We start from the raw sequence: 22,200 nt of genomic DNA on the forward strand, positions 1-22,200 counted from the left end.
GCGGGACGGGAGGATTCGCCGTCGACAAATACTAGGACGTCCTAGTATTTTCGCCTTGTAGGGGCCGTTCTCGTGGTACGGGACGCGCCCGGTCGGCGAGAGAGGCGGAGACACGGCATGGACGCTGCAGCCATCGAGGAGGGGCGCAGCCGCTGGCAGGCGCGCTACGACGCCGCGCGCAAGCGCGAGGCCGACTTCAGCACGCTCTCCGGTGACCCGGTCGAGCCCGTGTACGGCCCGCCCGCGGGTACCGAGGTGCCCGGCTTCGAGCGGATCGGCTGGCCCGGCGAGTACCCCTTCACCCGCGGACTGCACCCGACCGGTTACCGGGGCCGTACGTGGACGATCCGCCAGTTCGCGGGCTTCGGCAACGCCGAGCAGACCAACGAGCGCTACAAGATGATCCTCGAGGCGGGCGGCGGCGGCCTGTCCGTCGCCTTCGACATGCCCACCCTCATGGGCCGCGACTCCGACGACCCCCGCTCGCTGGGTGAGGTCGGCCACTGCGGCGTCGCCATCGACTCGGCCGCCGACATGGAGGTCCTCTTCAAGGACATCCCGCTCGGCGACGTCACGACCTCCATGACGATCTCCGGCCCCGCGGTGCCGGTCTTCTGCATGTACCTGGTGGCCGCCGAGCGCCAGGGCGTCGACCCCGGAGTGCTCAACGGCACCCTGCAGACCGACATCTTCAAGGAGTACATCGCGCAGAAGGAGTGGCTCTTCGCCCCCGAGCCGCACCTGCGTCTGATCGGCGACCTGATGGAGCACTGCGCGGCGGGCATCCCCGCGTACAAGCCGCTGTCGGTCTCCGGCTACCACATCCGCGAGGCCGGCTCCACGGCCGCGCAGGAGCTCGCCTACACCCTGGCCGACGGCTTCGGCTACGTGGAGCTGGGGCTGTCCCGCGGGCTGGACGTCGACACCTTCGCGCCGGGCCTGTCCTTCTTCTTCGACGCGCACCTGGACTTCTTCGAGGAGATCGCCAAGTTCCGTGCCGCGCGCCGGATCTGGGCCCGCTGGATGCGCGAGGTGTACGGCGCGAAGACCGACAAGGCGCAGTGGCTGCGCTTCCACACCCAGACCGCGGGCGTCTCGCTGACCGCCCAGCAGCCGTACAACAACGTCGTCCGCACCGCGGTGGAGGCCCTGGCCGCGGTCCTCGGCGGCACGAACTCGCTGCACACCAACGCCCTGGACGAGACGCTGGCGCTGCCCAGCGCCCAGGCGGCGGAGATCGCGCTGCGCACGCAGCAGGTGCTGATGGAGGAGACCGGCGTCGCCAACGTGGCCGACCCGCTGGGCGGCTCCTGGTACGTCGAGGCGCTGACCGACCGCATCGAGGCGGACGCGGAGAAGATCTTCGACAAGATCAAGGAGCTCGGCGCCCGCGCCGTGCCGGACGGCAGGCACCCGGTCGGCCCGATCACCTCGGGCATCCTGCGCGGCATCGAGGACGGCTACTTCACCGGCCGGATCGCGGAGGCCGCCTTCGAGTACCAGCGCGCCCTGGAGAAGGGCGACAAGAGGGTCGTCGGCGTCAACTGCCACACCGGCTCCGTGACGGGCGACCTGGAGATCCTGCGGGTCAGCCACGAGGTCGAGCGCGAGCAGGTCAGGGTGCTCGCCGGCCGCAAGGGCGAGCGGGACGACGCGGCCGTCCGCAAGGCGCTGGACGCGATGCTGACCGCCGCCCGGGACGGCAGCAACATGATCGAGCCGATGCTGGACGCGGTGCGCGCGGAGGCCACCCTCGGCGAGATCTGTGGCGCCCTGCGCGACGAGTGGGGCAGTTACACGGAGCCCGCCCGCTTCTGACGCGTCCCACGACGCGGGACGCGGGGCACGGCGGGAACAGTGCGTGTTCCCGCCGGGCCCCGCTGCCGTGCCCGCCGCCCCCGGAGGCCGGAGGCGGCGGGCGCACTGCTCAGAACTGCTCGACGAAGTACGGCTGCAGGGTCATCCAGCCGTTGCCGCGGGCGCCGTAGCGGGTGCCGTTGTCGCTCTGTGCCAGCGTGTACCAGGAGTCGACGTAGTCCGGGTCGTCCGTCCACCAGTCGTCCGGGATGGCGTCCAGGACCGCGTTCACCAGCGGGATGTAGGTGCCCTGGTCGGCGATGGTCAGCAGGATCCCCGCGATGGCCTTGGCCAGGTCGCGGTAGTTGGTGCTGCCGTCGTCCTCCATCATCACGGCGTCGGCGAGGTTGTACTTGTACAGCGACCAGTTGACCAGGATCTGGTTCGGGCTGTACGTCGTCCCGTCGTTGTCCAGGTACGGCATGTCGACGGGGTCGACGCGCACGGTGCCGTCCTGGCCGAACCCGGTGACGAGGGTGTAGATCTCGGCGTCGCCCTTGACCCACGGCTCCTCGTCGTCGGAGAGCCGGACCTGGGTGATGCGCGTGGTCCAGAAACCGGCCGCGGCCGCCGAGGCCGACGAGGACTTCGCCGCGGAGCTCGGGGAGGCGGAGGTCAGGCCCTGGCGGTCCAGCTCGCCCTGGAGGACGTCCAGGCCCGCGGCCAGCGCTTTGGAGCCGTCGATGTCGACGACGTACACCGGGTGAGCGGGGGCGGTGCGGGCGTCGAGACGGTGGGCCCGGCCCCGGCTGTCGTAGGCGGTGACGGTGCGGACGTCCTCGTCGGAACTGGCCGCGGCCACCCAGGGGGTGACGCCGGAGGCCAGCGCCCCGCGCATCGAGTCGTCCCCGAGGCGCAGCCGCAGCAGGGAACCGACGTCCGCGCCGAGGCCCTTGGCGGCCGCGATCCGCCGGTCGGCGTCGGCGAGCGCCGGCCGCAGCCGCGGGCCGGCGAGTTCGGTGACGGCCACCTCGTCCGAGGCCAGTGCCGCGTGGCGGACCCGGGCGCGCCACGAGGCGTCGGAGAGGGAACCGGCGATGGCGCGCGCCGCCTGGTCCTCCGCCACGGTGACGGCGGACGACGGGGCGTGGGCGCGCGGGGTGGCGGTCGCCGGGAGCGCGGTGGCGCTCTGGGCGGCCGTCAGGGCGATCAGCGAGGCGGCGACGGTGGCGACGACGCCGCGCCGACCGGGGTGAGGGTGTCTCACGTGGATCGATCCTCCTGGGGGCGAGCGATCAAAGGACGCGCTGACAGGGTGGAACGATGGAACGCCGAACAACGGCCATGCCTGGCCGCCGGGTTGTCTATGCGAGTAGATGACCCGCCGGTAAGCATGACGATGACATGCCATGCGGGCAAGAGGTGTTGAGGCTCCGTAGCGGAAAGAGAAGCCCAACTCCCGGCTACGGCTCGATCGTCGGGGTTGCCGCGAGGCCGCCCAGCAGGACGGTGGTGAAGCGGGCCGCCCAGTCGGCGTCCACCGGTTCGCAGGAGACGAGCGCGCGGTGCACCACGGCCCCCGCGATGACGTCGAAGATCAGGTCGATCTGCGGTGTCGGGTCGCCCTCGTCCGGCGGGATCTCCCCGCGCTCCTGGGCCCGCCGGCGGCCCTCGACAACCAGGCGCTTCTGCCGGTCGACGATCGCCTCCCGGATCCGCTGCCGCAGCGCCACGTCGTGGGTGGCCTCGGCGACCACCGCCATGAGCGCGGTCTTGGTGGCGGGCTGCTCCAGCAGGGCCGCGAACTGCAGGACCACGCCCTCCACGTCGGCCCGCAGGCTGCCGCGGTCGGGCAGTTCGAGCTCGTCGAAGAGCGCGGCGACCGCGTCCACGGCGAGCTCGTTCCTGTTCGCCCAGCGCCGGTAGAGGGTGGTCTTGGCGACCCGCGCGCGGGTCGCCACGTCACCCATGGTGAGCTTGCCCCAGCCGAGCTCGACCAGGGCCTGCCGCGCGGCGTCCAGGATCGCCCGGTCGGCCTCCGCACTGCGGGGGCGTCCGGTCCTTCTGCCTGTTTCACGCGCGCACATGGCTGGGAACCCTATCCCCGTTGCGCAGGGCGAGACCGTACAGTTACGCTACGGGTCGTATCGAAACGATGGCGCCCGGCGCGCGAACAGGGGACCTCGCGCGGGGCGGCGCGTCATCGCCGCGTGCCGTAGGTGGCGCTTTCGGGGGGCGATTCCCCGGGAACCGCGACGAGGGGGGAGGATTGGTCTCATGCAGCCACGGAACATGTCCATGAGCGGCGTGGTCGACCTCGCCGCGGTGAAGGCGGCCGGAGAGGCCAAGGCGAAGGCCGAGCAGGCCCGCGCCGAAGCCGCTCGCAACGGGGGAGAAGCCGCCGCCCCCGCCCTGGTGACCGAGGTCACCGAGGCCACCTTCGAGAGCGATGTCCTGCAGCGCTCCACCGAGGTCCCGGTCGTCGTCCACTTCTGGACCGACCGCGCGGACGCGAGTGTGCAGTTGCAGGAGACGCTGGAGCGGCTCGCCGCCTCCTACGCGGGCCGGATCGTCGTCGCGAAGATCGACGTCTACGCGAACCAGCTGCTGGTGCAGCAGTTCGGCGTGCAGGGCATTCCCGCGGTGTTCGCGGTGCTGGCCGGCCAGGCGATGCCGCTCTTCCAGGGCGCCGCTCCCGAGGAGCAGATCCGCGAGGTGCTGGACCAGCTGGTCGCCGTGGCCGAGCAGCGCTTCGGCATCACGGGCGTGCCGGTCGAGGAGGGCGCCGAGGTGCCGGTCGCCGAGGAGCGGCCGCCCACCCCGCAGGAGATCGCGCTGTCGGCGGCGCACGACGCGCTGGACCAGGGCGACCTCGGTGGCGCGATCCAGGCGTACCGCAACGTGCTCTCGGACGACCCGGCCAACGCCGAGGCCAAGCTGGGCCTGGCGCAGGCCGAGTTGCTGCAGCGCGTGGAGGGTGCCGACGCGCAGGCCGTCCGCAAGGCCGCGGCGGACGCCCCGGCGGATGTGGCGGCGCAGATCGCCGTGGCCGATCTGGACCTGGTCGGCGGTCATGTCGAGGACGCCTTCGGCCGCCTGGTGGACACCGTGCGGCGCACCGCGGGCGAGGACCGCGACACCGTACGGCTGCGGCTGCTGGAACTGTTCGAGGTGATCGGGGCCGACGACCCGCGGGTGGCGGCCGCGCGCGCCGCCCTCGCACGGGTGCTGTTCTGACCTGATCACGTAAGGTGGCCGTGCCTCGAAAGCCATTTCGAGCCCGGTGCAGGACCGGCCGCGCTTTACCAAATCTTGATGAAGCGCGGCCGCTGTTACTTCCGGTAAGAGAGTGACGGGACTCTGTCCGGATCTATCACCCGATGGGTGATTTTCACACCCTCATCGCAACTACGCAGCGTAGCCGTTGTGGTCTAGACCATATCTTCTGGGTTATCGCACCGTTACCCGCTAGTAACGACGCCCCTTGTGCAGCGGCGCCGAATGGACCACGATCGGCCAAGCCCGGTCCGTCGCCGAGAAGTCGGCATCCAGCCGTCCGATCGCGAGCGGGTCCCCACCGGGCCGGAACGCCGAAGCTGTGCCAGCAGTGGACGCGGACCGCGGACAGGGGGGTCTCTGCCGTCCGGCAGGGCCTGTCCAGCAGGTTGCGCGAGAGCGTGGCCGTGTGGTTGTCGCTCGGGGGTGATCGCCGATTTTCGGACAGTGTCGTCCGCTCTTTCCCGCGTGACGGCCGTCGATACGGCGCTCTCCTTCCCGAGGACGTAGCACTTCTCCCATCCCGCCGCAATCCCCACGATTCCGGCCGGAGATGTACGTCCGAGAAGGAGGAAAGTCATGGAGTCGCTCATCCGCGGCGGTACCAGATGGAAGCGGTTCGCCGTCGTCATGGTGCCCAGCGTCGCGGCCACCGCGGCGATAGGCGTGGCCCTGGGTCAGGGTGCGCTCGCCGCGTCGTTCAGCGTTTCGGGCCAGCAGTTCAAGGTCCAGGCCCAGGACCTGCAGGGTGAGGGCTTCGTCCAGTACGGAGCCATCGACGTCCAGCACGGCGGCAAGCCGATCCCGGTCGCGGTCTCCGCGTTCGACTCGGCCACGATCACCGGTCTGTGCCAGTCCGTGGTCGTGCCGACGCCGATCGGCGACGTCACGCTGAAGCTGGGTGCCGGCAACGGTGGCAAGAAGGTCGAGGCGAAGAACCTCTACATCGACCTCGACCAGCTCGACGCCGATGCGGAGTTCACCGACATCAACATCGGTGTCGCCGCCGGTGACACCACGCAGGGCCCCGGCATCAAGGCCGGTGACAAGACCGACCCCGGTTCCTTCGCCCAGGAGGCCCGGAAGGCTCACCTCACCGGTGTGCAGCAGACCGCGTGGGCGACCAGCGCGGGCACCTTCAAGCTCAGCGGGCTGAGCATGTCGGTGAAGATGGGGTCCGGCGCGAAGTACGAGTGCTTCTAGCCTGACCGGAGGGGGTGGGGGGCACCGGATGCCCCTCACCTTCCTCACCCCCGACTCTTTCCAGAAAGCCAGTCCCAGGGAGCTGTTTTCCATGAGCGCCGAGACACACGGACTGAGGGGCCGGTTCGGCTATTGGCGGTTCCGCTTCCGCGTATGGCGCGGACAGCGGCCGTTCTGGGCGGGCCTGCTGACACTGCTGGCAGGACTGCCCATCGCGTACTTCCCGTACGCCCATCTCTCGCTCGGCGCGCTGAGCCTGACCATGGCCACCACGGCCGGGTCCGGTTCGCTCATCATCGGCGTGCTGCTGGTCGTACTCGGCCTGACCATGTGGTACCAGTCGGCGGTGCGCGTCTTCTCGGGCGTCGCGTCGATCCTGCTGGCGCTGGTGTCGCTGGTGGTCTCCAACTTCGGCGGCTTCCTGATCGGCTTCCTGCTGGGCCTGATCGGCGGTGCCCTCGCCGTCTCCTGGGCTCCGGGCGTACCGCCCGCCGACGGCGGCGCGGACCCGGCGGAACTGCCCGGCAGCGGCACGGGCGACGACGGCGACACCGGCTACGTGCCGCCGCCCGGTTCCCCCTACGCGGCGGCCTACGGCGAGTACCCGGCCGACCCGGCCGCCGACCAGGCGGGGACCGCCCCGCAGCACCCGGTGGACGGCGCCGAAACCGTAGACGCGAACGGGAGGCACAGTGCGGGGTGATGAGGTTCAGCCCGCTTCCGGGGTCGCCGCCGGCAGCGGCACCCGTGAGAGAACGGGGCCGCGGCACGCGGCACCGAGGAAGTCGCTGCTGACCAAGCTGCAGATGCCCGCGGGCAAGGCGATAGCCCTGGCCGCGATGCCGACGGCGGTCCTGATGGGCATGGGACTGACCCCGAGGCTGGCCTCTGCCGACGAACTGCCGAAGAACCCGTTCTCGGGCACGAAGTGCGTCGAGCAGCCCGACGAGCCGCCGGAGTCGGCGACGCCGAGCACCACCCCGTCGAGCGGCGGCACCAAGAGCCCGACCGCGACCCCGACCCCGACTCCGTCCGCGAGTTCCCCGTCGCACGACTCCTCCTCCGGTGACGGGGGCGGCAAGGGCGAGGAGAGCGGTGGCGGTTCCTCCGGCGGCTCGGGGACGACGGCGCCCGCCCCGTCCGCCTCGCCGTCGGCGACCGGGCAGAGCGACCCGCTGGACCCGCTGGGCGTCGGTGACGCCCTGGGCGACCTGCTGGGGCTCAACAAGCAGAGCGAGGAGGCCGCCACGGCGACCCCCTCGGCGACCTCGACGCCCGCCCCGGGCGCGACGTCGGCCGCTCCCGAGCCGAGCGCCTCCACGGGCACGGTGAAGACGAAGGCCGAGGACACCACCGCCGCGCTGAAGAAGACCGTGTCGGAGGCGGCCGAGAAGCTCTCGGAGACCACCGCGAAGGCAGCGGACACCCCGGACCCCGCGCAGAGCTCCCCGGCCGTGCCGGCGGACGGCAAGACCCCGTTCCCGTGCCCGACCCACGACGCGCAGGCCCTGGCGGACGCCGCCTACCAGGAGACGCAGTCGCTGCTGCCCGACGACCCGTGGGTCCTGCGCAGCAGCCTGCTGACCCTGACCGGGCTCGACTACAAGGGCATCGTCGAGGTCAAGACCTGGAGCGGGAAGGTCAAGAAGGTCCTGAAGTTCACCGCCACCGGCGTGGACATCAAGGACCTGCAGCAGGAGGTCGTGGGGCCGAACGGCACCGTCGGGCACGTGGACGCCCGCAAGGGCAGCACCTCGACGATCCGCAACGGCACGGTGACGATGTACACCGAGTCGCTGAAGGGCAACCTCTTCGGGCTCATCCCGATCGAGTTCACCCCGGACACCCCGCCCCCGATCAACGTGCCGGCCGCCTTCTTCACCAACGTCAAGGTCGTGCAGGCCGGCCAGTTCGGCGGCACGCTGAAGCTGCCGGGCATGCACGTGTACAACACCGCGGACTGAGCCCGGCCGCACAGGACCCCTCCGGGAGCCGCACACGAGAAACGGCGGAGGGCGCCGTCCCCGCAAGGGGAGGTGTCCTCCGCCGTTCCTCGTGTTCCGGGTGGCCCCGCGGCCGGCCGGGCCGCGCGGTGGCCGGTCAGACCGCGCGGTGGCCGAGGTGGTGGACCCGCACCAGGTTGGTGGTACCGGGGATACCGGGCGGGGAACCGGCCGTGATGATCACGGTGTCGCCCTCGGTGTAGTCGCTGAGCTTCAGCATCTCCTGGTTGACGATCTCCACCATCTCGTCGGTGGTGTTCACGTGCGGGACCACGGTGGTCTGCACGCCCCAGGTGAGCGCCAGCATGTTGCGGGTCGACTCGTCGGTCGTGTACGCCACCACCGACTGCGGCACGCGGTAGCGGGCCAGCCGGCGGGCGGTGTCGCCGGACTTGGTGAAGGCGACCAGGGTCTTGGCGTCCAGGTAGTCCGCGAGTTCGGCGGCGGCACGCGCGACGGCGCCGCCCTGGGTGCGCGGCTTGCGGCCGTTGAGCGGCCACAGGCCCTGCTTGAGCAGTTCCACCTCGGCCGCCTCGATGATCCGCGACATCGTCTTCACGGTCTCGATCGGGTACTTGCCGACGCTGGACTCGGCGGACAGCATGACCGCGTCCGTGCCGTCCAGGATCGCGTTGGCGACGTCGGAGGCCTCGGCGCGGGTCGGCCGGGAGTTGGTGATCATCGACTCCATCATCTGGGTCGCGACGATCACCGGCTTGGCGTTGCGGCGGCAGAGCTCGATCAGCCGCTTCTGCACCATCGGGACCTTCTCCAGCGGGTACTCGACCGCCAGGTCGCCGCGGGCCACCATGACGCCGTCGAAGGCCGCGACGACGTCCTCCATGTTGTCGACCGCCTGCGGCTTCTCGACCTTGGCGATGACCGGCACGCGGCGGCCGACCTCGTCCATGACGCGGTGGACGTCACGGACGTCCTTGGCGTCGCGGACGAAGGAGAGCGCCACCATGTCGACGCCCATGCGCAGCGCGAAGCGCAGGTCCTCGATGTCCTTCTCGGACAGGGCGGGCACGTTGACCGCCGCGCCGGGCAGGTTGATGCCCTTGTGGTCGGAGATGACGCCGCCCTCGACGACGAGGCAGCGGACCCGCTGGCCCTCGACCTCGATCACGCGCAGCGCGACGTTGCCGTCGTTGATCAGGACGGGGTCGCCGGCGCGGACGTCGGCGGGCAGGCCCTTGTAGGTGGTGCCGCAGATGGTCTTGTCACCGGGGACGTCCTCGGTGGTGATGACGAACTCGTCACCGGCGACCAGCTCCACGGGACCGTCCGCGAAGGTCTCCAGGCGGATCTTGGGCCCCTGGAGGTCGGCCAGCACGCCGATGGCACGTCCGGTCTCCTCGGAGACCTTGCGCACCCGCTGGTAGCGCTCCTCGTGCTCGGCGTGGCTGCCGTGGCTGAAGTTGAAGCGGGCCACGTTCATACCGGCCTCGGCCAGCGTCTTCAGCTGGTCGTAGGAGTCGACGGCGGGACCCAGGGTGCAGACGATTTTCGCTCGGCGCATGAGGACGATCCTATCGGGTTTGTTCCGCTCCGGAATTTTCCCGTGCGGGGGAGGCATGGACGGTGCGGACGGCGGCCATAGAGTAGAGCCTCCGGGTGGCCTCAACGAGTCACCGGCCGGTGACCAGCGAGTACGTCTGCTGTGCGATCTCCAGTTCCTCGTCGGTGGGGACGACCGCGACCGCCACCCGGCTGCCCCCGGCCGACACCACGCGGGCGGCGCTGCCGCGCACCGCGTTGCGCACCGGGTCCAGCTCGATGCCCAGCCCCTCCAGCCCGCCCATGGCGGCGGCCCGGACCGCGGCGGAGTTCTCTCCGACGCCCGCCGTGAAGGCGATCGCGTCGACCCGCCCCAGCACGGCGGTGTAGGCGCCCACGTACTTGCGCAGCCGGTGGACGTAGACGTCGAAGGCGAGCTGCGCGGCCTCGTCGCCCTCGGCCATCCGGCGGGCGATCTCCCGCATGTCGTTGTCGCCGCACAGGCCGAGCAGGCCCGAGCGCTTGTTGAGCAGGTCGTCGATCTCCGGCACCGCCATTCCGGCCACGCGGGCCAGGTGGAAGACCACGGCCGGGTCCAGGTCCCCCGAACGGGTGCCCATCACCAGGCCCTCCAGCGGGGTGAGCCCCATGGAGGTCTCCACGCACTCCCCGCCGCGCACGGCGGAGGCGGAGGCGCCGTTGCCCAGGTGCAGGACGATGACGTTGACCTCGGCCGGGTCCCTGCCCAGCAGCCGCGCGGTGGCGCGGGAGACGTAGGCGTGCGAGGTCCCGTGGAAGCCGTAGCGGCGCACCTGGTGGGCGTCGGCGGTCTCCCGGTCGATCGCGTAGCGGTAGGCGTGCTCGGGGACGGTGGAGTGGAAGGCGGTGTCGAAGACGGCCACCTGCGGCAGGTCCGGGCGCAGGTCGCGGGCGACCCGGATGCCGGTGACGTTCGCCGGGTTGTGGAGCGGGGCCAGCGGCACCAGCTCCTCGACGGCGGCCAGCACCTCGTCGTCGATCAGCGTCGGCGCGGTGAAGCGCGTGCCGCCGTGCACGACGCGGTGGCCCACCGCGGCCAGTTCGGGGGAGTCCAGGCCGAGGCCGCGGGCGGCGAGCTCCTCCGCCACGGTCTTCAGCGCCTCGGCGTGGTCCGCGACCCCGCCCGGCTCGCCGATCCGCTCGACGATCCCGGCCGCCGGCCGGCTGCCGTCGGCCATGTCCAGCAGCTGGTACTTCACCGACGAGGAGCCGGAGTTGAGGACGAGGACGCGGGTAGCGGTCACGGTGCCTTCCCTGTGGTGGCCGGTCACCGGTCGCCCTGGGCCTGGATGGCCGTGATGGCGACGGTGTTGACGATGTCCTGGACCAGCGCGCCGCGCGACAGGTCGTTGACGGGCTTGCGCAGGCCCTGCAGCACCGGGCCGACCGCCACCGCGCCCGCCGAACGCTGCACCGCCTTGTAGGTGTTGTTGCCGGTGTTGAGGTCCGGGAAGATCAGCACGGTGGCGTTCCCGGCGACCTTCGAGTCCGGCAGCTTGGTGGCCGCGACCTTGGCGTCGACCGCGGCGTCGTACTGGATGGGACCCTCCACCAGCAGCTCCGGGCGCCGCTGCCGGACCAGTTCGGTCGCCCGGCGCACCTTGTCCACGTCGGCGCCCGAACCGGAGGTGCCGGTGGAGTACGACAGCATCGCCACCCGCGGCTCGACCCCGAACTGGGCGGCGGTCTCCGCGGACTGGATCGCGATGTCGGCCAGCTGCTCGGCGTCCGGGTCCGGGTTGACCGCGCAGTCGCCGTACACCAGCACCCGGTCGGCCAGGCACATGAAGAACACGGAGCTGACGATGGACGCGCCCGGGGCGGTCTTGATGACCTCGAAGGCGGGACGGATGGTCGCCGCCGTGGAGTGGACGGCACCGGAGACCATGCCGTCGGCGAGGCCCTGCTCCACCATCAGCGTCCCGAAGTAGGAGACGTCGGCCACGACGTCGTACGCCAGCTCGTAGCTGACGCCCCGGTGGGCGCGGAGCCTGGCGTAGAGCTCGGCGAAGTTCTCGCGCAGCGGCGAGGTCTGCGGGTCGGTCAGGGTGCAGCCGGGCACGTCGACGTTGACGCCGAGCTCTCCGGCCCGCTTGCGGATGGCGTCCTCGTCGCCGAGCAGGACGATGTCGCAGACGTCGCGGCGCAGCAGGACCTCGGCCGCGTGCAGGATGCGCTCCTCGGTCCCCTCGGGCAGGACGACCCGGCGGCGGCCGGAGCGGGCCCGCTCGATCAGCTCGTGCTCGAACATCATCGGGGTGACGCGCTCGCCGCGGACCACCGAGAGCCGCTCGGTCAGCTCGGGGCCGTCCACGTGCTTCTCGAAGAGCCCGAGCGCCGTCTCCGCCTTGCGCGGGGTGGCCGCGCCCAGCCGCGCCTCCAGGGCGAAGAGCTCGGCGGCGGTCGGGAAGCTGCCGGCCGGCACCGACATCACGGGCGTGCCGGGGGCCAGCCGGGCCGCCAGGGCCATGATCTCCGGGCCCGGCACCTCGTCCAGGGTGAGCAGGATGCCGGCGATGGGCGGGGAGCCGGCGGAGTGCGCGGCCAGCGAACCGATGATCAGGTCCGCCCGGTCGCCCGGGGTGATCACCATGCAGCCGGGGGTCAGCGCGCGGATGAAGGTCGGCAGCATCGCGCCGCCGAAGACGAAGCCCATCACGTCCCGGGACAGTCCGCCGTGGTCCCCGAGGAGCACCTCGGCGTGCAGCGTCTCGACGACCTGGGCGACCGTGGGGGCGGACAGCGCGGGCTCGTCGGGCAGCACGTACGCGGGCACCGGGAGCCGGCGGCGCAGCCGTGTCGCGGCCTCCTCCAGCACCTCCGGGGGCACCCGGTTGGCGATCATGGCGATGATGTCGCAGCCCAGCCCGCTGTATGCCTGGTGCGCGTTGCGGACCTCGTCCACGACCGAGTCGGCGGTCTGCTCGCGGCCGCCGACCACCGGGATCACCGAGGCGCCGAACTCGTTCGCCAGCCGGGCGTTGACGCCCAGCTCGCCGGGCAGGTTGGTCTCGTGGAAGTCCGAGCCGAGGACGAGCACGGTGGGGAACTCCGCGGCCACCAGGTGGTACCGGTCCACGAGGCGGGCGATGAGCGCGTCCCGGCCCTGCTCGGCCTGGAGCGCGGCGGCCTCCTCGTAGCTCAGGCCGTAGGCGGTCGCCGGGTCCTGGGTGAGCCGGTAGCGGCTGCGCAGCAGCTCGAACATCCGGTCGGGCGTGTCGTGGACGAGCGGCCGGAACACCCCGACGCGGTCCACCTGCCGGGTCAGCAGCTCCATCACGCCCAGCTCGACGACCTGGCGGCCGTCCCCCCTGCCGATACCGGTTACGTACACGCTGCGCGTCACGCGCTCTCTCCGTTCCTGCCCGGCGTGATCCACCCAGACGGGTGGCGGATATCTGTTGACATTACCGTTCGGTGTGCGTATGGCGCGCGGCGGGTGCGGTGCGGACCTACGATGCGAAAAGGCGACCGTACACGCGACCGGAGGGAGCGTGGAGCGCCATGCGCATCGGAGTCCTCACCGCCGGCGGCGACTGCCCCGGACTCAACGCCGTGATCCGCTCGGTGACCCACCGCGCGCTGACGTTCCACGACGACGAGGTCATCGGTTTTGAGGACGGCTTCAAGGGGCTGCTGGAGGGCCGCTACCGCCCGCTCGACCTGAACTCCGTCAGCGGAATCCTCGCCCGGGGCGGCACCATCCTGGGCTCCTCCCGGCTGGAACGAGCCCGGCTCCACGAGGCCGCCGACAACTGGCGCACCCTCTGCGCGGGCTACGCCCTCGACGTCCTGATCCCCATCGGCGGCGAGGGCACGCTCACCGCGGCCCGGCTGCTCGCCGAGGCCGGCATGCCGGTGGTCGGCGTCCCCAAGACGATCGACAACGACATCTCCGCCACCGACCGCACCTTCGGCTTCGACACCGCCGTCACCGTGGCCACCGAGGCCATCGACCGCCTCAAGACCACCGCCGAGTCCCACCAGCGGGTCATGGTCGTCGAGGTCATGGGCCGGCACGCCGGCTGGATCGCCCTGGAGTCCGGCATGGCCGGCGGCGCCCACGGCATCTGCCTGCCGGAGCGGCCCTTCGACCCCGCCGACGTCGTCGCGATGGTCGAGGAGCGCTTCGCCCGCGGCAAGAAGTTCGCCGTCATCTGCGTCGCCGAGGGCGCCCACCCCGCCGAGGGCACCATGCCGTACGCCCACGGCGAGATCGACGCCTACGGCCACGAGCGCTTCGCGGGCATCGGCACCCGGCTCGCGGGCGAGCTCGAACAGCGCATGGGCAAGGAGGCCCGCCCCGTCATCCTCGGCCACGTCCAGCGCGGCGGCGTCCCCACCGCGTACGACCGCGTGCTGGCCACCCGCTTCGGGTGGCACGCCGTGGAGGCCGCGCACAAGGGCGCCTTCGGCTGCATGACGGCGCTGCGCGGCACCGCGGTGGAACTGGTGCCGCTCGCCGACGCGGTGATGGTGCTCAAGCGGGTGCCCGAGGACCGCATGCAGGAGGCGGAGTCGGTCTTCTGACGATGCGTCGACCCGACGCGTCGACCCGATGCGCCGACCCGGTGTGCCGATCCGATGTGGGCGGACGGGTGCCCGGACGGACGGCTCAGGGGCGGCGCTGCGGTGCCCAGCGGTAGGTGAGCTCGGGCCTGCCGACCTGGCCGTACTGCGGGGCGCGGACCGCGCGGCCGGTCTCCACCAGGTGCTCCAGGTAGCGGCGGGCCGTGATCCGCGAGACGCCCACGGCCTGGGCCGCCGCGTTCGCCGACAGGCCCTCGGCCGCCTCGCGCAGTGCCGTGGTCACCGCCTCCAGGGTGGGGCCGCTGAGACCCTTGGGGAGCACGGAGCCCTCCGGGTTGCGCAGCGCCGCCAGGGCGCGGTCCACCTCGTCCTGGCCCGAGGCCTCGCCGCCGGCGAGCTCGTCGCGGTAGCGCGCCCAGCGCTCCAGCCGGTCGCGCAGGGTGGGGAAGGTGAAGGGCTTCAGCAGGTACTGCACGACCCCGACCGAGACGGCCTGCCGCACCACCCCGAGATCGCGGGCCGAGGTCACCGCCACCACGTCGGCGGTGTGCCCGGCCGCCCGCAGCGTGCGCACCACCTGCAGCCCGTGCCCGTCGGGCAGGTTGAGGTCGAGCAGGATCAGGTCCACCTGGTGGCGTTCGAGGGCGCGCAGCGCCGCGCCCCCGGAGTGGGCCACCGCGGCCACCGTGAACCCCGGCAGCCGCTCCACGTACAGCCGGTGGGCGTCCGCCGCCACCGGGTCGTCCTCGACGACCAGCACCTTGATCATGTCCGCACCTCCCCGCGCAGCGGCAACCGTACGGTGAAGGCGGCGCCGCCGCCCACCGCCCGGTCCAGGTCCACGGTGCCGCCCATGCGCCGGGCGGTCTGCTCGACGAGCGCGAGCCCGAGGCCGTGCCCGTGGCTCTTGGTCGTCCAGCCGCGCCGGAAGACCTCGCGCACCACCGCCGGGTCCACCCCGTGCCCGCTGTCGGTGACCCGCAGCAGCAACTCGCCCTCGTCGGCGCGGGCGGTGACCTCGACGTGCGGGCGCGCCGCCGACTGCGCGGCCCCCTCGATGGCGGCGTCCAGGGCGTTGTCGATCAGGTTGCCCAGGAGGGTGACGAGGTCCCGGGAGGTCAGCGAGACGGGCAGCACCCCGTCGTCGATGCGGCTGTCCTCGGTGACCGTCAGCTCCACTCCGCGCTCGTTCGCCTCGGCCGCCTTGCCCAGCAGCAGCGCGGCCAGCACCGGTTCCGCCACCGCCGCCACCACACGGTCGGTCAGCGCCTGGGCCAGCTCCAGTTCGGCGGTGGCGAACTCCACCGCGTCCCGGGTGCGGCCCAGTTCGATGAGCGAGACGACCGCGTGCAGCCGGTTGGAGGCCTCGTGCGCCTGCGAGCGCAGTGCCTCGGCGAAACCGCGCACGGAGTCCAGTTCGCCGGTGAGCGACTGCAGGTCGGTGTGGTCCCGCAGGGTCACCACGGTGCCGCGGCGCTCCCCGCCGCGCACCGGCGAGGTGTTGACCACCACCACCCGCTCCGCGGTCAGGTGCACCTCGTCCACCCGCGGCTCGGCCGCCAGCAGCGCACCGGTCAGCGAGGTGGCCAGCTTGAGGTCGGCGACGTACGAGCCCACCACGTCCCCCGGGAGGCCGAGCAGTTCACGGGCGGCGTCGTTGCACAGCGCGACCCTGCGGTCGGCGTCCAGCAGGATCAGGCCCTCGCGCACCGCGTGCAGGGTCGCCTGGTGGTAGTCGTACATGCGGCTCAGCTCGTCCGCGGCCATGCCGTGCGTGTGGCGGCGCAGCCGGGCGTTGGCGAGGTAGGTGCCCAGGCCCCCGACCGCCAGGGCCGCCGCGGCGATGCCGATGAGCGCCGCCAGTTGGTCCCGTACCCGGTCGGTGATGGCCTCGACCGTGATGCCGACGCTGACCAGGCCGACGATCCGGCCGTCGTCGTGGACGGGGGTGACCACGCGCACGGACGCGCCCAGCGTGCCGGTGTAGGTCTCCGTGAAGGTGCCGCCGCGCTGGGCGCCCTCTATGTGCCCGAGGAAGCGGTGGCCTATCTGCCGGGTGTCGGGGTGCGTCCAGCGGATGCCGTCCGGGCTCATGATCGTGATGAAGGAGACGCCGGTGTCCCGCCTGACCTGCTCCGCGTACGGCTGGAGCGCGGCGGTGGGGTCCTCGCCGCGGATCGCCGCCGCCACCGAGGGGGCGTCGGCCACCGCCCGCGCGGCGGCCGTGACCCGGTCCTCCGCGGCGTCCTCCGCGCGCTCGGCGGCGTTGACGTAGACGAGCACCGCGATGCCCGCGACCACCATGGCCACGATGACCACCTGCACCGCGAACAACTGGCCCGCCAGACTGCGCGCACGGCGGCGCTGCCCAAGGCGCGGCCGGGGGTGGCGGAGGAGGGTCGGGAGCGGCATGCCCACCAGTGTGCACAGGTCCCGCGAACACAATGAACGCAAACGTGACCTGGCTCACGGTGCGGGCGCATAGTCACCGGGACCTATCCAATCGCGGACGCCCCGGGACGGCGTCCGGATGGACCGAGGAGACGAAGGTGTCAGTGCCGGTACAGAGCCGTACCCAGGGTCGCAGGGACCGCACCCATTTCCTGTACATCGCGGTGCTCGTCGCCGCGGTCGCCGGCGCCGTGCTCGGCATGGTCGCGCCCGACGCGGCGATCGAGCTGAAACCCATAGGCACCGGGTTCGTGAACCTGATCAAGATGATGATCTCGCCGATCATCTTCTGCACGATCGTGCTCGGCGTGGGCTCGGTCCGCCAGGCCGCCAAGGTCGGCAGGGTCGGCGGCCTCGCCCTCGGCTACTTCGTGGTGATGTCGTTCGTCGCCCTCGCCATCGGCCTGGTGGTCGGCAACATCCTCCAGCCCGGCGACGGGCTGCAGTTGACCGACGCGCTCAAGGACGTGGGCCAGGCGCAGGCCAAGGACGCCCCGGCCGAGACCCTGCCGGACTTCCTGCTGGGCATCATCCCGGTCACCCTGGTCTCGGCCTTCACCGAGGGCCAGGTGCTGCAGACCCTCCTGGTCGCGCTGCTGGTCGGCTTCGGCCTGCAGGCCATGGGGTCGGCGGGCGAGCCGATCCTGCGCGGCGTCGGTCACATCCAGAAGCTGGTCTTCCGTGTGCTGTCCATGATCATGTGGGCGGCCCCGATCGGCGCCTTCGGCGCGATCGCTGCGGTCGTCGGCTCGGCGGGCGTGGACGCCCTCAAGGCGCTCGCCACGATCATGTTCGGCTTCTACGTGACCTGCCTGATCTTCGTGGTGGTCGTGCTCGGCCTGATGCTCCGCTTCTTCGCCGGGGTCAACCTCTTCCAGCTGCTGAAGTACCTCGGCCGGGAGTTCCTGCTGATCGTCTCCACCTCGTCCTCGGAGTCGGCGCTGCCCCGCCTGATCGCCAAGATGGAACACCTGGGCGTCAGCCGTCCGGTCGTCGGCATCACCGTGCCGACCGGCTACTCCTTCAACCTCGACGGCACCATGATCTACCTGACCATGGCCTCGCTGTTCATCGCCGACTCGATGGGCCAGCCGCTCTCCATCGGCCAGCAGATCACCCTGCTGCTGTTCATGATGGTCGCCTCCAAGGGCGCCGCCGGCGTCACCGGCGCGGGCCTGGCGACCCTCGCCGGAGCGCTGCAGTCGCACAAGCCGGCCCTGGTCGACGGCGTCGGCCTGATCGTCGGCATCGACCGCTTCATGAGCGAGGCGCGCGCCGTCACCAACTTCGCGGGCAACGCCGTCGCCACGGTGCTGATCGGCACATGGACCAAGGAGTTCGATCGCGAGAGGGCCCAGCGGGTGTTCGCCGGTGAACTGCCCTTCGACGAGACCACGCTCGTCGACGACGGCCACGGCGCGGCCCCCGAGCCGGCCGCCCCGGCGAGCACCGGCAAGGAGCCGGTGACGACGGCCTGACCGGCCGTCACCCCCTGAACGGTCCCGCCGGGCGGATCCCCCCTCCGCCCGGCGGGACCCGTTTTCGTACCGGGAAGAGGCTGTTCACCCGATCGGCCGAGGGGCCCGGAGCGAGTTCCGGAAAGTGCGCCGAGCGCGCTGGAGCGGGTCGGTGCGCGGGCGTACGGGGCTTTTGCGCCGCGTGCGCGGCGTACCGCACGACACGCCGGAAGCCGTGAAGGGCAGGTGGTCGCAGTGCGGCGCACGAAGGGCTTCAGAAACTTCGTCTCGGTTCGTGGATATGGCCAATTCCCGTTCCCTGTAAGGGAGATAATCACACGGCCCGGCGTTGGGGATGGGGGAGCGCAGGCGTCTGCTGCATTTGGCGTATTTGGCACCACTTGCAGCAGCAGTGGCTCGTTGTCACTGCTGCGCCGCGACTTTCAAGGTCCGGGATGAGAGGATTTTTTTACAGCATTCCGGACATATGGTGTGCGCCCCTGACGCACCTTACTGAACAAGGACCCGCTATGACTGCCACCCCCACCGTGAACGCCGGCCATGACGCTCCGACCCGGCGCCCGCAGACGCGGCGGAGGATCCCGCTGGCGGAGCTCGCCTCCCGCGGCAGCTCCGTGGCCTCTCCGGCCCTCGACCGCGTGATGCCCGCCGCGGCCTCCGCCGGGAACGTCCCGGTCGCGGCCTTCCAGTCGTTCAGCAGCAAGTAGGCCGGGCAACTCGGGGGTTCCGGGCGCCGCAGTCATGAAGGCATCAGCGCCGAACAGGCCGCTGTCGCAATTCGTTCTGAAATTGCACAGTCGGTGTGATTTGGCGTGCGATCACTGTTACGTGTACGAGCACGCCGACACCAGCTGGAAGACGCGGGTCCGCGCCACGCCGGACGAGGTGTTCGAACGTGTCGCGGCACGGATCGCCGAACATGCCGCGGCGCACCGGCTCCCCGCCGTCCAGGTGGTCTTCCACGGAGGAGAACCCCTGCTGGCCGGCCCGGCGCGGATCCGCCGGGCCGCGGCGGCGTTACGCGGGGCGCTCGACGGCGTGTGCGCACTGGAGCTCGGCATCCAGACCAACGCCGTCCTCCTGGACGAGCGGTTCTGCGACGTCTTCGACGAGTTCGGCATCTCGGTCGGCGTCTCCCTGGACGGCGGCCGGGCCGAGAACGACCGCCACCGGCGGTTCGCGGACGGGCGCGGCAGCTACGACAAGGTGGTGGCCTCGATCGGGCTGCTCCGCCGGCCGCGCTACCGCCATCTGTTCGGCGGGCTGCTCTGCACCATCGACGTCGAGAACGACCCGCTGGCGGTGTACGAGGCCCTGATGGCGCTCGAACCGCCCCGCATCGACTTCCTGCTGCCCCACGCCACGCACGACGCCCCGCCCGCGCGCCCCGGCGGCGCCCGGGCGCCCTACGCTCAGTGGCTGCTGACCGTCCACCGCCGTTGGGTGGCCGAGGGACGACCGGTGCCCGTGCGGGTCTTCGACTCCGTGCGCCGGATGCTGCGCGGCGGGAGCAGCCTCGTCGAGTCGATCGGCACCGACCCGGTCGACCTCGTCGTCATCGAGACCGACGGCACCTTCGAGCAGGCCGACTCGCTCAAGACCGCCTACGACGGCGCCCCGGCCACCGGGATGGACGTGTTCGCCCATTCCCTGGACGACGTCGCCGCCCACCCCGGCATCGCGGCACGGCGGCAGGGCAAGGAGGGGCTGTCCGGCGAGTGCCGCCGCTGCCCGGTCGTCGACGTGTGCGGCGGGGGACTGTACGCGCACCGCTACCGCACCGGGACCGGATTCGCGAATCCGTCCGCGTACTGCGCCGACCTGATGGAGTTGATCCTCGGCATCCGCGAGGCCGAGGAGACGGAACGGGAGAATCCGGTGAGCACCGCGTCGGGGCAGCAGCCCCAGTCCCCGCTGACCGAGGAGCAGCTCGACCAGCTGGCCGCCGGCTACGGCGACGCCGCGACGGTCGCCGCGCTCGCCGCCGAGCAGCTGGAGATCACCCGAGGTCTGCTCACCGCCGTCTGGGAGCGCGCTCCCCGGGACGGCAGGACCGCCGCCGTCTGGCGGGTGCTCGCCGAGGTCGACCAGGCCGCGCCGCAGGCCCTGGACGAGGTGCTCGCCCACCCGTACGTCCGGCCGTGGGCCCGGCGCTGCCTGGAGACGGGCGGCGCCGGCGGGGCGGACGTCGCGGGGCTCGCCGAGTTCGCCGCCGCCGCCATGGTGCGGGCCGCGGGCCGGTACGGGGCGACCGTGCGGGTGCCGGTGCGCGACGGCGCGGTACGCCTTCCGGGGCTCGGCCGCGTCCTGGTGGGCGCCCCCGACGGCGAGGACGCCGAGGTCACCGCCACCGCCGACGGATTCGGCGTGAGCGCCGCGGGCAGCACCGTGCGGATCGCGCCGCACGACCCGGGGGACGCGCGGTGGCACCCCGTACGGCGGGTCGGCCCGGCCGGGTGGAGCGTGGCGCTGGAGGACACCGACCCCTGCCGCGACGCCCACCAGTGGCCCCCGGTGCCCCGGCAGGACGAGGCCGAGGTCAAGGCCTGGCACGAGGACCTGGTCGCCGCCTGGGACTTCCTCCGCCGTGAACTGCCCCGCTACGCACCGGGACTGGCCGCCGGGCTCGGCACCGTCACCCCGCTGGTCCCGCCGGGCGACGGCAGCGACGTCAGCGGTGCCGCCCGGCAGGCGTTCGGCGCGGTCGGCATCGCGCGGCCCGCCGCCCCGGAGACCCTGGCGCTGCTGGTCGCCCACGAGTTCCAGCACGTGAAGCTCGGTGCCGTACTGGACCTGATGGATCTGTACGACCCGCAGGACACCCGGCTCTTCCACGCCCCGTGGCGCCCCGACCCGCGCCCGCTGGAGGGGCTGCTGCAGGGCACGTACGCGCACGTCGCCGTCGCCGAGTACTGGCGCGCACTGGCCCGCCGGGGCGTCCCGGAGGCGGCCGAGCCCTTCGCCCGCTGGACCCGCGAGACGGCGGAGGCCGTCGACCGGCTGGCCGGCAGCGGATCGCTCACCCCGCTCGGCGAGCGGTTCGCGGACGGGATGGCCCGCACCGTCGCCCCCTGGCTCTCCGAACTGAACGGGGTCTGAGGTGCACACCCTGCAAAGCCTGACCCGGGACCTGCGCGCGCTGGGCGTCGAGCCGGGCGATGTGCTGCTCGTCCAGGGCTCGCTGAAGTCGATCGGCCCGGTCGAGGGCGGCGTACGCACCGTGGTCGCGGCCCTGCGGGCGGCGCTCGGCGACCACGGCACCCTGGTCGCGTACGCGGCGACCCCGGAGAACTCGGTCACCTCCCGGGTGGACCGGCAGCGCACGGAGGGCATGGACGAGGCGGAACTGGCCGTGTACCGCGCGGAGATGCCCGCCTTCGACCCGCTGACCACCCCCGTCTCGCCCACCGTGGGGCGGCTCGGCGAGGAGGTCCGGCTGCTCCCGGGCGCGCTGCGCAGCGCGCACCCGCACACCTCCTTCACCGCCTTCGGCCCGGCCGCGCGCTTCGTCACCGACGGCCACGCGCTGGAGAGCCACCTGGGCGAGGACTCGCCCACGGCCCGCCTCTACGACCTGCGGGCCCGTGCCCTGCAGATCGGCGTGGACCTGTGGGTCTGCACCGCGTACCACCTCGCCGACTACCGGGCGGTCCCGCCGCCGGACCGCCCCTACCAGGCCATGGTGCGCACGGAGGACGGCGGCAAGGAGTGGGTGCACTTCGAGGCGCCCGACATCGACGACCGGCACTTCCCGGGGCTGGTCCCGGTGGTGGCGAGCGAGTGCGCGGTGCTGGACGGTCCCCTCGGCGACGCGTCCTGCCATCTGGTGCCGATCGCCGACGCCGTGGATGCCATCGCCAAGTGGCTCGTGGACAACGGCCGTTGACGGAACCCGGGCAAAATTGATGGTCATGCGCTATTCC

Annotated in this window: 17 protein-coding genes; 10 read left to right on the plus strand and 7 right to left on the minus strand. The window is 72.0% G+C overall.

The window, feature by feature from the left end; translation table 11 throughout:
* The first annotated feature begins 117 nt into the window (after positions 1 to 117).
* On the plus strand, positions 118 to 1,818 hold the full coding sequence (gene icmA / locus ACFW3D_RS10595; protein WP_500503565.1) for a coenzyme B12-dependent isobutyryl-CoA mutase large subunit: 1,701 nt from the start codon (positions 118 to 120) through the stop codon (positions 1,816 to 1,818).
* Between the two features lie 109 nt (positions 1,819 to 1,927).
* Here the strand turns inward: icmA and ACFW3D_RS10600 are convergent, their stop codons facing one another.
* Positions 1,928 to 3,064, minus strand: coding sequence for a DUF3103 family protein (locus ACFW3D_RS10600; protein WP_500503567.1), 1,137 nt, complete (start codon positions 3,062 to 3,064; stop codon positions 1,928 to 1,930).
* Between the two features lie 196 nt (positions 3,065 to 3,260).
* Positions 3,261 to 3,884, minus strand: coding sequence for a TetR/AcrR family transcriptional regulator (locus ACFW3D_RS10605; protein WP_500503569.1), 624 nt, complete (start codon positions 3,882 to 3,884; stop codon positions 3,261 to 3,263).
* A gap of 190 nt (positions 3,885 to 4,074) precedes the next feature.
* On the opposite strand from ACFW3D_RS10605, the gene ACFW3D_RS10610 reads away from it, so the two are divergent.
* The 4 genes from ACFW3D_RS10610 (at position 4,075) to ACFW3D_RS10625 (ending at position 8,240) form a co-directional block, all read left to right on the plus strand.
* On the plus strand, positions 4,075 to 5,034 hold the full coding sequence (locus tag ACFW3D_RS10610; protein ID WP_500503572.1) for a tetratricopeptide repeat protein: 960 nt from the start codon (positions 4,075 to 4,077) through the stop codon (positions 5,032 to 5,034).
* 618 nt (positions 5,035 to 5,652) lie between these two features.
* On the plus strand, positions 5,653 to 6,276 hold the full coding sequence (locus ACFW3D_RS10615) for a DUF6230 family protein (RefSeq protein ID WP_500503573.1): 624 nt from the start codon (positions 5,653 to 5,655) through the stop codon (positions 6,274 to 6,276).
* Positions 6,277 to 6,367: 91 nt separating this feature from the next.
* The gene (locus ACFW3D_RS10620; protein ID WP_500503574.1) at positions 6,368 to 6,979 is read left to right on the plus strand and encodes a DUF6114 domain-containing protein; all 612 of its coding nucleotides are present in this window, start codon (positions 6,368 to 6,370) and stop codon (positions 6,977 to 6,979) included.
* Positions 6,969 to 8,240, plus strand: a complete 1,272-nt coding sequence (locus tag ACFW3D_RS10625) for a hydrogenase expression protein HypF (RefSeq protein ID WP_500503576.1) — start codon at positions 6,969 to 6,971, stop codon at positions 8,238 to 8,240. Before ACFW3D_RS10620 ends, ACFW3D_RS10625 begins: the two co-directional genes overlap by 11 nt.
* A gap of 136 nt (positions 8,241 to 8,376) precedes the next feature.
* Here the strand turns inward: ACFW3D_RS10625 and pyk are convergent, their stop codons facing one another.
* The 3 genes from pyk to pta all read right to left on the minus strand — a co-directional run bounded on the left by pyk (position 8,377) and on the right by pta (position 13,164).
* Positions 8,377 to 9,801, minus strand: coding sequence for a pyruvate kinase (pyk, locus tag ACFW3D_RS10630; RefSeq protein WP_500503577.1), 1,425 nt, complete (start codon positions 9,799 to 9,801; stop codon positions 8,377 to 8,379).
* Between the two features lie 109 nt (positions 9,802 to 9,910).
* Entirely contained in the window at positions 9,911 to 11,062 is a 1,152-nt protein-coding gene (locus ACFW3D_RS10635; protein WP_500503579.1) for an acetate kinase, read from the minus strand.
* 23 nt (positions 11,063 to 11,085) lie between these two features.
* A complete protein-coding gene (pta, locus tag ACFW3D_RS10640; protein ID WP_500503581.1) occupies positions 11,086 to 13,164 on the minus strand; it encodes a phosphate acetyltransferase in 2,079 nt (692 codons plus the stop codon).
* A 158-nt stretch (positions 13,165 to 13,322) separates the two neighbouring features.
* Between pta and ACFW3D_RS10645 the strand changes: the two genes are divergently transcribed.
* A complete protein-coding gene (locus ACFW3D_RS10645; protein ID WP_500503584.1) occupies positions 13,323 to 14,348 on the plus strand; it encodes an ATP-dependent 6-phosphofructokinase in 1,026 nt (341 codons plus the stop codon).
* Positions 14,349 to 14,433: 85 nt separating this feature from the next.
* Here the strand turns inward: ACFW3D_RS10645 and ACFW3D_RS10650 are convergent, their stop codons facing one another.
* Both ACFW3D_RS10650 and ACFW3D_RS10655 read right to left on the minus strand, forming a co-directional pair.
* Positions 14,434 to 15,117: a response regulator gene (locus ACFW3D_RS10650; protein ID WP_500503586.1), complete on the minus strand. Its 684-nt coding sequence runs from the start codon at positions 15,115 to 15,117 to the stop codon at positions 14,434 to 14,436.
* Positions 15,114 to 16,760: a sensor histidine kinase gene (locus tag ACFW3D_RS10655; protein ID WP_500503588.1), complete on the minus strand. Its 1,647-nt coding sequence runs from the start codon at positions 16,758 to 16,760 to the stop codon at positions 15,114 to 15,116. Before ACFW3D_RS10655 ends, ACFW3D_RS10650 begins: the two co-directional genes overlap by 4 nt.
* Positions 16,761 to 16,903: 143 nt before the next feature.
* Between ACFW3D_RS10655 and ACFW3D_RS10660 the strand changes: the two genes are divergently transcribed.
* The 4 genes from ACFW3D_RS10660 (at position 16,904) to ACFW3D_RS10675 (ending at position 22,163) form a co-directional block, all read left to right on the plus strand.
* Complete coding sequence (locus tag ACFW3D_RS10660; protein WP_500503759.1) at positions 16,904 to 18,277, plus strand: cation:dicarboxylate symporter family transporter; 1,374 nt, start codon at positions 16,904 to 16,906, stop codon at positions 18,275 to 18,277.
* Between the two features lie 509 nt (positions 18,278 to 18,786).
* Positions 18,787 to 18,984 (plus strand): FxSxx-COOH cyclophane-containing RiPP peptide, encoded by a 198-nt coding sequence (fxsA, locus tag ACFW3D_RS10665; protein WP_500503590.1) that lies wholly within the window; start codon positions 18,787 to 18,789, stop codon positions 18,982 to 18,984.
* 34 nt (positions 18,985 to 19,018) lie between these two features.
* Positions 19,019 to 21,376 carry an FxsB family cyclophane-forming radical SAM/SPASM peptide maturase gene (locus tag ACFW3D_RS10670; protein ID WP_500503592.1) on the plus strand — a complete coding sequence of 786 codons (2,358 nt, stop codon included), beginning with the start codon at positions 19,019 to 19,021 and terminating at the stop codon, positions 21,374 to 21,376.
* A gap of 1 nt (position 21,377) precedes the next feature.
* Positions 21,378 to 22,163 carry an AAC(3) family N-acetyltransferase gene (locus ACFW3D_RS10675; protein WP_500503594.1) on the plus strand — a complete coding sequence of 262 codons (786 nt, stop codon included), beginning with the start codon at positions 21,378 to 21,380 and terminating at the stop codon, positions 22,161 to 22,163.
* The last annotated feature ends 37 nt before the right edge of the window (positions 22,164 to 22,200 follow it).

Source organism: Streptomyces sp. NPDC058864, from assembly GCF_042742985.1.
Classification (GTDB): Bacteria; Actinomycetota; Actinomycetes; order Streptomycetales; family Streptomycetaceae; genus Actinacidiphila.